This window comes from Serratia liquefaciens ATCC 27592 (assembly GCF_000422085.1).
Classification (GTDB): Bacteria; Pseudomonadota; Gammaproteobacteria; order Enterobacterales; family Enterobacteriaceae; genus Serratia; species Serratia liquefaciens.
Genome location: NC_021741.1, coordinates 4,794,685 through 4,806,225 on the forward strand (window position 1 = coordinate 4,794,685; position 11,541 = coordinate 4,806,225).

8 protein-coding genes, 2 tRNA genes and 3 rRNA genes are annotated in these 11,541 nt (G+C 53.0%); 3 read left to right on the top strand and 10 right to left on the bottom strand.

Annotated features, from left to right (window positions below; translation table 11 throughout):
• Nucleotides 1-9: 9 nt before the first annotated feature.
• The 5 genes from M495_RS22285 to M495_RS22305 all read right to left on the bottom strand — a co-directional run bounded on the left by M495_RS22285 (nt 10) and on the right by M495_RS22305 (nt 5,230).
• Nucleotides 10-85, bottom strand: a tRNA-Thr gene (locus M495_RS22285).
• A 13-nt stretch (nt 86-98) separates the two neighbouring features.
• Nucleotides 99-214: ribosomal RNA gene (rrf, locus tag M495_RS22290) — 5S ribosomal RNA — on the bottom strand.
• A gap of 102 nt (nt 215-316) precedes the next feature.
• Nucleotides 317-3,224 (bottom strand): 23S ribosomal RNA (locus tag M495_RS22295).
• A gap of 244 nt (nt 3,225-3,468) precedes the next feature.
• Nucleotides 3,469-3,544 (bottom strand) — tRNA-Glu (locus M495_RS22300).
• Between the two features lie 145 nt (nt 3,545-3,689).
• A 16S ribosomal RNA gene (locus tag M495_RS22305) occupies nt 3,690-5,230 on the bottom strand.
• Together the 16S, 23S and 5S rRNA genes with 2 tRNA genes alongside form the textbook arrangement of a ribosomal RNA operon.
• 513 nt (nt 5,231-5,743) lie before the next feature.
• Between M495_RS22305 and M495_RS22310 the strand changes: the two genes are divergently transcribed.
• On the top strand, nt 5,744-6,286 hold the full coding sequence (locus tag M495_RS22310) for a gamma carbonic anhydrase family protein (protein WP_020837217.1): 543 nt from the start codon (nt 5,744-5,746) through the stop codon (nt 6,284-6,286).
• 37 nt (nt 6,287-6,323) lie between these two features.
• Here the strand turns inward: M495_RS22310 and aroE are convergent, their stop codons facing one another.
• From aroE to dprA, 5 genes are read right to left on the bottom strand one after another with little or no spacing between them, the layout of a single operon-like run.
• Nucleotides 6,324-7,142, bottom strand: coding sequence for a shikimate dehydrogenase (gene aroE / locus M495_RS22315; protein ID WP_020837218.1), 819 nt, complete (start codon nt 7,140-7,142; stop codon nt 6,324-6,326).
• 11 nt (nt 7,143-7,153) lie between these two features.
• Nucleotides 7,154-7,723, bottom strand: a complete 570-nt coding sequence (gene tsaC, locus M495_RS22320) for an L-threonylcarbamoyladenylate synthase type 1 TsaC (protein ID WP_020837219.1) — start codon at nt 7,721-7,723, stop codon at nt 7,154-7,156.
• 7 nt (nt 7,724-7,730) lie between these two features.
• Entirely contained in the window at nt 7,731-8,276 is a 546-nt protein-coding gene (locus M495_RS22325; protein WP_020837220.1) for a DNA topoisomerase family protein, read from the bottom strand.
• A gap of 25 nt (nt 8,277-8,301) precedes the next feature.
• The gene (smg, locus tag M495_RS22330) at nt 8,302-8,775 is read right to left on the bottom strand and encodes a DUF494 family protein Smg (protein WP_020837221.1); all 474 of its coding nucleotides are present in this window, start codon (nt 8,773-8,775) and stop codon (nt 8,302-8,304) included.
• Nucleotides 8,747-9,868, bottom strand: coding sequence for a DNA-protecting protein DprA (gene dprA, locus M495_RS22335; protein ID WP_020837222.1), 1,122 nt, complete (start codon nt 9,866-9,868; stop codon nt 8,747-8,749). Before dprA ends, smg begins: the two co-directional genes overlap by 29 nt.
• Nucleotides 9,869-10,001: 133 nt before the next feature.
• On the opposite strand from dprA, the gene def reads away from it, so the two are divergent.
• Both def and fmt read left to right on the top strand, forming a co-directional pair.
• A complete protein-coding gene (gene def, locus M495_RS22340; protein WP_020837223.1) occupies nt 10,002-10,511 on the top strand; it encodes a peptide deformylase in 510 nt (169 codons plus the stop codon).
• 17 nt (nt 10,512-10,528) lie between these two features.
• Nucleotides 10,529-11,473, top strand: a complete 945-nt coding sequence (gene fmt / locus M495_RS22345) for a methionyl-tRNA formyltransferase (RefSeq protein WP_020837224.1) — start codon at nt 10,529-10,531, stop codon at nt 11,471-11,473.
• Nucleotides 11,474-11,541 lie beyond the last annotated feature (68 nt).

Here is an 11,541-nt window from a genome sequence, read left to right on the forward strand (position 1 = left end):
TAAATAAAGTGGTGCTGATACCCAGAGTCGAACTGGGGACCTCACCCTTACCAAGGGTGCGCTCTACCAACTGAGCCATATCAGCACACTAATTTGATGCCTGGCAGTGTCCTACTCTCGCATGGGGAGACCCCACACTACCATCGGCGCTACGGCGTTTCACTTCTGAGTTCGGCATGGGGTCAGGTGGGACCACCGCGCTATTGCCGCCAGGCAAATTCTGTTTCATTCCAACCGCTACTCTCGCAGCCATTGAAACCAATCTCGGAACTCGCTGAAAATCTCTACAATCTCTCTAAAACACCTTTGGTGTTGTAAGGTTAAGCCTCACGGATCATTAGTACTGGTTAGCTCAATGCATCGCTGCACTTACACACCCAGCCTATCAACGTCTTAGTCTTAAACGTTCCTTCAGGGACCTTAAAGGCCCAGGGAAGACTCATCTCGAGGCAAGTTTCGCGCTTAGATGCTTTCAGCGCTTATCTTTTCCGCACTTAGCTACCGGGCAGTGCCATTGGCATGACAACCCGAACACCAGTGGTGCGTTCACTCCGGTCCTCTCGTACTAGGAGCAACCCCTCTCAATCTTCCAACGCCCACGGCAGATAGGGACCGAACTGTCTCACGACGTTCTAAACCCAGCTCGCGTACCACTTTAAATGGCGAACAGCCATACCCTTGGGACCTACTTCAGCCCCAGGATGTGATGAGCCGACATCGAGGTGCCAAACACCGCCGTCGATATGAACTCTTGGGCGGTATCAGCCTGTTATCCCCGGAGTACCTTTTATCCGTTGAGCGATGGCCCTTCCATTCAGAACCACCGGATCACTAAGACCTACTTTCGTACCTGCTCGAGCCGTCACTCTCGCAGTCAAGCTAGCTTATGCCTTTGCACTAACCTCACGATGTCCGACCGTGATTAGCTAACCTTCGTGCTCCTCCGTTACTCTTTGGGAGGAGACCGCCCCAGTCAAACTACCCACCAGACACTGTCCTCACCCCAGATTATGGGGCCGAGTTAGAACATCAAACATTAAAGGGTGGTATTTCAAGGTTGGCTCCACGCAGACTGGCGTCCACGCTTCAAAGCCTCCCACCTATCCTACACATCAAGGCTCAATGTTCAGTGTCAAGCTATAGTAAAGGTTCACGGGGTCTTTCCGTCTTGCCGCGGGTACACTGCATCTTCACAGCGAGTTCAATTTCACTGAGTCTCGGGTGGAGACAGCCTGGCCATCATTACGCCATTCGTGCAGGTCGGAACTTACCCGACAAGGAATTTCGCTACCTTAGGACCGTTATAGTTACGGCCGCCGTTTACTGGGGCTTCGATCAAGAGCTTCGCCTTGCGGCTGACCCCATCAATTAACCTTCCAGCACCGGGCAGGCGTCACACCGTATACGTCCACTTTCGTGTTTGCACAGTGCTGTGTTTTTATTAAACAGTTGCAGCCAGCTGGTATCTGCGACTGGCTTCAGCTCCGAGAGCAAGTCTCTTCACCTACGCGCCAGCGTGCCTTCTCCCGAAGTTACGGCACCATTTTGCCTAGTTCCTTCACCCGAGTTCTCTCAAGCGCCTTGGTATTCTCTACCTGACCACCTGTGTCGGTTTGGGGTACGATTCTGTGTTACCTGATGCTTAGAGGCTTTTCCTGGAAGCTTGGCATCAACTACTTCTGCACCGTAGTGCATCGTCATCACGCCTCAGGGTTAATAAGTAACCGGATTTACCAGGTCACTCCCCCTACACGCTTAAACCGGGACAACCGTCGCCCGGCTAGCCTAGCCTTCTCCGTCCCCCCTTCGCAGTAACACCGAGTACAGGAATATTAACCTGTTTCCCATCGACTACGCCTTTCGGCCTCGCCTTAGGGGTCGACTCACCCTGCCCCGATTAACGTTGGACAGGAACCCTTGGTCTTCCGGCGAGCGGGCTTTTCACCCGCTTTATCGTTACTTATGTCAGCATTCGCACTTCTGATACCTCCAGCAACCCTCACAGGCCACCTTCAACGGCTTACAGAACGCTCCCCTACCCAACAACGCCTAAGCGTCGCTGCCGCAGCTTCGGTGCATGGTTTAGCCCCGTTACATCTTCCGCGCAGGCCGACTCGACCAGTGAGCTATTACGCTTTCTTTAAATGATGGCTGCTTCTAAGCCAACATCCTGGCTGTCTATGCCTTCCCACATCGTTTCCCACTTAACCATGACTTTGGGACCTTAGCTGGCGGTCTGGGTTGTTTCCCTCTTCACGACGGACGTTAGCACCCGCCGTGTGTCTCCCGTGATAACATTCTTCGGTATTCGGAGTTTGCATCGGTTTGGTAAGCCGGGATGGCCCCCTAGCCGAAACAGTGCTCTACCCCCGAAGATGAGTTCACGAGGCGCTACCTAAATAGCTTTCGGGGAGAACCAGCTATCTCCCGGTTTGATTGGCCTTTCACCCCCAGCCACAAGTCATCCGCTAATTTTTCAACATTAGTCGGTTCGGTCCTCCAGTTAGTGTTACCCAACCTTCAACCTGCCCATGGCTAGATCACCGGGTTTCGGGTCTATACCTTGCAACTAATCGCCCAGTTAAGACTCGGTTTCCCTACGGCTCCCCTATACGGTTAACCTTGCTACAAAATATAAGTCGCTGACCCATTATACAAAAGGTACGCAGTCACACCACGAAGGTGCTCCCACTGCTTGTACGTACACGGTTTCAGGTTCTATTTCACTCCCCTCGCCGGGGTTCTTTTCGCCTTTCCCTCACGGTACTGGTTCACTATCGGTCAGTCAGGAGTATTTAGCCTTGGAGGATGGTCCCCCCATATTCAGACAGGATGTCACGTGTCCCGCCCTACTCATCGAACTCACAATTAATGCATTTTAGTGTACGGGACTATCACCCTTTACTGTGCGACTTTCCAGACGCTTCCACTAACACAAGAACTGATTCAGGTTCTGGGCTCCTCCCCGTTCGCTCGCCGCTACTGGGGGAATCTCGGTTGATTTCTTTTCCTCGGGGTACTTAGATGTTTCAGTTCCCCCGGTTCGCCTCGTTAAGCTATGTATTCACTTAACGATAGTGCAACGAATTGCACTGGGTTTCCCCATTCGGGTATCGCCGGTTATTACGGTTCATATCACCTTACCGACGCTTATCGCAGATTAGCACGCCCTTCATCGCCTCTGACTGCCTAGGCATCCACCGTGTACGCTTAGTCACTTAACCTCACAACCCGAAGGTGTTTCTGTAAACAGAGAACACATCGTGCTGCTACATTTGAGAGACTCTATGACAGGTTAATCCTTACCCCAATACATCTACGGAGGGATAAGTTTCAGCTGTCATGTTTCAATTTTCAGCTTGTTCCAGATTGTTAAAGAGCAATATCTTAAACACGACTCGCAAGAGTCATCTTTAAGATGTTTTCGGTTCCAAGAACCGGTGATAATGTCTTTCACTCATTATCGGATGGCGTCCCCAAGGGGATTCGAACCCCTGTTACAGCCGTGAAAGGGCAGTGTCCTAGGCCTCTAGACGATGGGGACACGAAAATCCGATTAAACTGACTGTCTTAATCGGTTCGTATCAGCATGAGTCAGTGACTCATTACATCAACAGGTAGCGCTTTTGCTCATTACGTTTCTATCAGACAATCTGTGTGAGCACTTCACGCGAATCAATATCATTAGGTAAGGAGGTGATCCAACCGCAGGTTCCCCTACGGTTACCTTGTTACGACTTCACCCCAGTCATGAATCACAAAGTGGTAAGCGCCCTCCCGAAGGTTAAGCTACCTACTTCTTTTGCAACCCACTCCCATGGTGTGACGGGCGGTGTGTACAAGGCCCGGGAACGTATTCACCGTAGCATTCTGATCTACGATTACTAGCGATTCCGACTTCACGGAGTCGAGTTGCAGACTCCGATCCGGACTACGACGTACTTTATGAGGTCCGCTTGCTCTCGCGAGTTCGCTTCTCTTTGTATACGCCATTGTAGCACGTGTGTAGCCCTACTCGTAAGGGCCATGATGACTTGACGTCATCCCCACCTTCCTCCGGTTTATCACCGGCAGTCTCCTTTGAGTTCCCACCATTACGTGCTGGCAACAAAGGATAAGGGTTGCGCTCGTTGCGGGACTTAACCCAACATTTCACAACACGAGCTGACGACAGCCATGCAGCACCTGTCTCAGAGTTCCCGAAGGCACTAAGCTATCTCTAGCGAATTCTCTGGATGTCAAGAGTAGGTAAGGTTCTTCGCGTTGCATCGAATTAAACCACATGCTCCACCGCTTGTGCGGGCCCCCGTCAATTCATTTGAGTTTTAACCTTGCGGCCGTACTCCCCAGGCGGTCGACTTAACGCGTTAGCTCCGGAAGCCACGCCTCAAGGGCACAACCTCCAAGTCGACATCGTTTACAGCGTGGACTACCAGGGTATCTAATCCTGTTTGCTCCCCACGCTTTCGCACCTGAGCGTCAGTCTTTGTCCAGGGGGCCGCCTTCGCCACCGGTATTCCTCCAGATCTCTACGCATTTCACCGCTACACCTGGAATTCTACCCCCCTCTACAAGACTCTAGCTTGCCAGTTTCAAATGCAGTTCCCACGTTAAGCGCGGGGATTTCACATCTGACTTAACAAACCGCCTGCGTGCGCTTTACGCCCAGTAATTCCGATTAACGCTTGCACCCTCCGTATTACCGCGGCTGCTGGCACGGAGTTAGCCGGTGCTTCTTCTGCGAGTAACGTCAATGAACAGTGCTATTAACACTGAACCCTTCCTCCTCGCTGAAAGTGCTTTACAACCCGAAGGCCTTCTTCACACACGCGGCATGGCTGCATCAGGCTTGCGCCCATTGTGCAATATTCCCCACTGCTGCCTCCCGTAGGAGTCTGGACCGTGTCTCAGTTCCAGTGTGGCTGGTCATCCTCTCAGACCAGCTAGGGATCGTCGCCTAGGTGAGCCATTACCCCACCTACTAGCTAATCCCATCTGGGCACATCTGATGGCATGAGGCCCGAAGGTCCCCCACTTTGGTCCGTAGACGTTATGCGGTATTAGCTACCGTTTCCAGTAGTTATCCCCCTCCATCAGGCAGTTTCCCAGACATTACTCACCCGTCCGCCGCTCGTCACCCAGGAGCAAGCTCCCTGTGCTACCGCTCGACTTGCATGTGTTAGGCCTGCCGCCAGCGTTCAATCTGAGCCATGATCAAACTCTTCAATTAAAAGCTTGATTTGCTTCAACTCGTGAAGCGATGCTCGAAAATTAACTTTCGTAATAATTCAACTAAATGAATTACTGCTTGGTCACTCTTCAAGACTTGATATTTTTTTGAACCCGAAGGTTCTGGATATCGTCTTGTGGAGTGCCCACACAGATTGTCTGATAAATTGTTAAAGAGCAGTGAGTTAGGTTGCTAACTCGAGGTGGCGTATATTACGCTTTCCTCTTTCAGAGTCAACCCCTAAATTTCAGGATTTTTTCTCTTCGAACCCCGGAGACTCTGTGAAGTTGTTCACATGTTCCGTGTCGATGGAGGCGCATTATAGGGATCCGAGTTTTTTGCACAACCCCTTTTTTGATCTTTTCTTTTCGTTTGCGCACTTTTCAGCCCTTTCGGGCGGATCTTGCGCGATCAGCGCCATTTTCCTTAGGATCCGTAGCTTCAGTTGGTTGTAATTCCACCGCCAACGTCTAGTATTGCCGGTAAATATGATCCCGACGTGAGGCTATTACCATGTCCGATGCAGTGCGTTCTTATCTTCATTACTCTCCAAAACTGGGTCAACGCGTAATGATCGACCCTTCCAGCGTGGTGATCGGCAACGTTGAGCTGGCCGATGACGTCAGTATCTGGCCGCTGGTTGCCATCCGTGGCGATGTCAACGCGGTAAAGATCGGTCCGCGCAGTAATATTCAGGATGGCAGCGTGCTGCACGTGACTCATAAGTCCGAACATAACCCAGAAGGTTACCCGCTGTTGATCGGGGAAGACGTGACCGTAGGCCACAAAGCCATGCTGCACGGCTGCGCCATAGGCAACCGGGTATTGGTAGGGATGGGATCGATCCTGCTGGATGGTGCAGTAATAGAAGATGATGTGATGATTGGCGCCGGCAGCCTGGTGGCTCCGGGTAAACGTCTGGCGAGCGGTTATCTTTATATGGGAAGTCCGGCACGTCAGATTAGGCCATTGACTGCCGCTGAGTTGGAAGGGCTACTCTACTCTTCTACTAACTATGTACGTTGGAAAGACGAATATTTGTCTGAAGACATCTGACAAGCGCCCGTTCCCTGGCAAGAGAACGGGCACAAGGTTATGCCGCCAACTCGTGGCGCAGTTGGCGCAGTACTGGTTCTATCTCCGGCATCACGCCGTGCCACAGCAGGAACGCATGCGCGGCCTGCCCCACCAGCATCCCTAATCCGTCAGCATATTCTGTAGCACCCTGTTGCTGTGCCCAGGCCAGAAACGGCGTTAACCCCTGCTGATAAAACATGTCATAACAGCGCGTGTTGCCAGTGATAGTGCCAACTGGCAATGCCGGGATCTCGCCGCTGATCCCGGACGCCGTAGCGTTGATCACTAAATCAAACTGTTGTTGATCGAGTTGATCCAGAGGCAAGGCGGTGATTTCACCGAGATGCTGAAAACTTTCTGCCAGCATTTGCGCACGACTGAAAGTGCGGTTGGTGATCGTCATCTCACAACCAAAAGACAACAGCGGCAAGATCACACCCCGTGCTGCGCCCCCCGCCCCCACCAGCAAAATGCGATCCTTTGGTTTGATCAGCCCTTGGCGTTCCAGATCGGTCAGCAGGCCGATCCCGTCCGTATTGTCACCCAGCAACCCACCGTCCGGCAGCACCTTGAGCGTATTGACCGCTCCGGCCAACGAGGCACGCTCGCTCAATTCAGACGCAGCCTCGTAGGCATGCTCTTTAAAAGGTACTGTGACGTTCGCCCCCTGACCACCAGCGTGAATGAACGCTTGCAGCGCCGTTTCGAAACCGTCCAGCGGTGCCAACACCGTACCATAGGGATGTTCTATGCCAGTTTGAGCGGCAAACAACGCATGAATGCGCGGTGATTTACTGTGGCTGATAGGATTACCGAATACCGCAAACTTCTCCATTCACATTACCTCTAGCCTTGACGGATCTGTTCGCCGGTCAGGGCATCTCTGATTTCTGAAGGATTAAGGCGGCCACCAACGCTGCCGGCTAACACCGGGAAAGCGACGCCAAACTGCTTCTGCACTTCTTCGGCGCTACGGCAAGGCTCTTGCCCGCTGAGGTTAGCGCTGGTCGAGACCAGCGGTTTCCCGAATCCTCGGCAAAGCTGTTGAACCAGTGGATGATCGCTGACACGTACAGCCAGAGAGTTGAAACGGCCGGTCAACAAGCGCGACGTTTCCGGACGAGCAGGTATCACCCAAGTGACCGGACCAGGCCAACTGGCAAAAATGGCAGCCCGCTGCCGCTCGCTGAGTGCACTGTCATCTATATAAGGTGCTAACTGCGTATAATCGGCAGCGATCAGGATCAGTCCCTTTTCCCAAGGCCGCTGTTTGAGGGCCAGCAATGCATTTACCGCTTGTTCACTGTCAGGATCGCACCCTAAGCCAAATACGGCTTCTGTAGGGTAAGCGATAACCTGCTGAAGATGCAGCGCGTCAATAATGGGTGTAAAGAGAGGAGTGGTGTCTGAGTTCATGGCGTCATTATTCTGTGGTTGCTACGGGTTTTCCGCAAAGCTTACTGGCACAGCAAAGGACTGGGCCTTTTGCCGAACGCTTTTCCATCAGCAGCGGGTAGTGGCAGTACTCGCACTCACCGGCGACGGGTTTAAAATTGAGGACAAACTGACATTCAGGGTAGCGATCGCAGGCGTGGAAAACCTTACCATAGCGTGATTTACGCTGCAGCAGTTTGCCCTGACCACACTGCGGGCAGCTGATGCTGGTTTCGTCCGGTTTATCGATGACTTCGGTGTGATCGCACTCCGGATAGTTGCTGCAACCGATAAACATACCGTAACGGCCCTGGCGCAATGCCAGCGTCGCCTGGCATTTGGGGCATTCCTGCCCGTCCAACATCTTGACGATGTGCCCATCGGCCTGCGCTTTTAGCGGTCGAATATGTTGGCACTCAGGATAACGGGAACAGCCGAGAAAAGGGCCGTGGCGACCACTGCGGATCACCAATTCGGCCCCACATTCCGGACAGGGTTCATTTTGCCTGGCGGCAAAAATCGCGGCTTTTGTCATAACTTCTTCTATAGATGTTATCGGCTCAGTGCAGATAACCTTCGTTTACTTCAAATAACAGTTCTTCCATTTGCTGATAGGCGCTTTCATACCCAGGGATATTAAACAGCACCATCAGCACTACCCATTTCAGATCTTCGAGATCGAATTCCGTATTATCCAAAGCCATAACACGATCGATAACCATTTCACGGGTTTCGAGGTTCAATACCTGAATCTGCTCCAGGAACAGGAGGAAACCACGGCAACTGGCATCCAAACGCACGCCTTCTTCGTCGGTGTAAATCCGCATGGCCAGCGGATCGGCATCCATAAAATACGGCGCATTTTCGCCTTCCTGCAGGTCAGCGAGTTTTTCAAGCCAATTCAACGCGTTATAGATATCATCCCGATCAAACCCCGCCTGAGCGAGATCATCAGTCAGTTGATCCTGATCGACGCGCATCTCTGGTTCATTGTGGATATAAGTTTCAAACAAGTACATCAGTACGTCGAACATGGCCTGCCCTCCTTATTCGGACATAGCCGCCGGGTACAGCTGCGATCCACCCTGCTAACTCCAGATCGAGTAATTTGATTACTACCTCTGGCACAGGTTGGCCGGCACGTTCAGCGACGACGTCAACAGGTGTCACCTCATCTCCTACGTTAGCCAACACATCGGCAAATGGCAATTCAACTTCGGCTTCTGACGCACAAATAGTTGTATTTTCGTTCAACGACAGCCAATGCAGACCGCTTCCCAGCTGTTCCGCGATCTCTTTCGGCCCGGTTACCAGGTAAGCACCCTGTTGGATCAGCCAGTGTGTTCCCTCACTCATTGGGTTACCCAGCGCACCCGGTAAAGCGAAAACCTCACGCCCCTGATCAAGTGCACAGCGGGCAGTAATCAGCGTTCCGCTGCGCAGAGAGGCTTCAACTACCACCACGCCCAGACTTAACCCACTGATGATACGGTTACGACGTGGAAAATGGTCCGGCATCGGCAAATCGGTGACCAAATATTCTGAGAGCAAAGCCCCGCCACTATCAGCGATCTCTTCGGCCAGACGGCGATGTCGGCGCGGATAGATATTGGCCAGCCCACTGCCCAGAACGGCCACCGTCTGTCCTCCCGCCGCAAGTGCTGCGCGATGGCAGACGCTATCAATGCCAAGAGCCAACCCGCTGGTGATGGTAAACCCACAGTGAACCAGACCGGTGGTAAAGTAATTGCCCCAGTGCTCACCATAATGGCTAAACTGGCGGCTGCCGACCATAGCGATTTGCGGCTGCTGCACCGCTTCCGGGTTGCCTTTGACCAGCAGCAGCAAGGGGGCATCGTCGATATGAAGCAACCGCTCTGGATAGCCGCACTCACCGTAGATCCACAGAAAATGGTCGGGCTGTTCCAGCCAGGCAAGCGTGGCAGCCAGATAACGTGGATCCGCCTGGCGAAACTGCGCCTGCTGTCGGGTATTCAGCCCCAGTTCATGCAGCAAGCGGGAAGGTTCTCCACCGGCCCAGACCAACTGCCGTATTATCTGGCTGGCTTGCGCTGTGCCAAGCCCAGTGACTCCGCGCATCCGTAAGCCGATTTCCTGTGCCTGCATCGCCTGTTCCCTCGCAAAAAATGGTGGTATTACCAATTCGAGCAATTGGTGCGCAATGCTGTCAATCAGGCCGGGAAATGTCTAGAATAGAAGCTAAACCTCGTTTATCACTCGGATACAGATCTCAAGATATATGTCAGTATTGCAGGTATTACATTACCCAGACGACCGGCTGCGCAAAGTTGCGGCCCCGGTAAAAGAAGTCAATGCGAATATCCAGCGCATCGTGGATGATATGTTTGAAACCATGTACGCAGAGGAAGGCATTGGCCTGGCTGCGACACAGGTGGATATCCATCAGCGCATTATCGTCATTGACGTTTCTGAAAACCGCGATCAGCGCCTGGTGCTGATCAACCCGGAGCTGCTGGAAAAAAGCGGCGAAACCGGGATCGAGGAAGGTTGCCTTTCCATTCCTGAGCAGCGTGCTTTAGTTCCGCGCGCCGCTAACGTGAAAATCAGAGCGCTGGATCGCGACGGCAAGCCTTTTGAGCTGGAAGCCGACGATCTGCTGGCCATCTGTATTCAGCACGAGATGGATCACCTGGTTGGCAAACTTTTCGTCGATTACCTGTCGCCACTCAAGCGCCAGCGTATCCGCCAGAAACTGGAAAAACTGGCCAAGTTTAACGCGCGCGCCTAACCGATCAGGAAATCAACGTGTCTGACTCTTTACGGATTATTTTCGCCGGAACTCCAGACTTCGCAGCGCGTCACCTTGACGCGCTGTTGTCATCTGGGCACCAGATTGTCGGGGTTTTCACTCAGCCTGACCGCCCTGCCGGCCGCGGTAACAAGCTGACGCCAAGCCCGGTCAAGGTTTTGGCCGAGCAGCATCAGTTACCGGTATTTCAGCCAAAATCACTGCGCCCGGAAGAAAACCAGCACCTGGTGGCCGATCTCAACGCCGATGTGATGGTCGTGGTGGCTTATGGGCTGATCTTGCCGAAAGCGGTGCTGGATATGCCGCGACTTGGCTGCATCAACGTCCACGGTTCCCTGCTGCCACGCTGGCGTGGCGCCGCGCCGATCCAGCGTTCACTCTGGGCCGGCGATAACGAAACTGGCGTCACCATCATGCAGATGGACGTAGGTCTTGACACCGGCGATATGATGTACAAAATCGCCTGCCCGATTGAAGCCGATGACACCAGTGCCAGTCTGTATGACAAACTGGCGCAGCTCGGCCCGCAGGGCATGTTGACCACGCTGCAGCAAATGGCTGAAGGTTCTGCCAAATGTGAAGTGCAGGATGAATCGCTGGTCACCTACGCCGAGAAGCTGAGCAAAGAAGAAGCTCGCCTCGACTGGAGCTTGTCAGCCGTGCAGCTAGAACGCTGCATCCGCGCCTTTAATCCGTGGCCAGTCAGCTATTTCACCATTGACGATCAGCCGGTAAAAGTGTGGCAAGCCACGGTGTTGGAACAAAATGCCAATGCGGAACCCGGCACCATCGTTCATGCCGACAAACACGGCATCCAGGTTGCTACCGCCGAGGGTATCCTTAACCTGACTCAGTTGCAGCCAGCGGGCAAAAAACCCATGTCGGCACAGGATCTGCTGAACTCACGTCGTGAATGGTTTACACCGGGTAACCGGTTATAAGCCGCCCTCACTGCCCGGCCGATAATCGCCGGGCTGTTTCTTTCTTAATGCCGATCGCTACCCGCTTT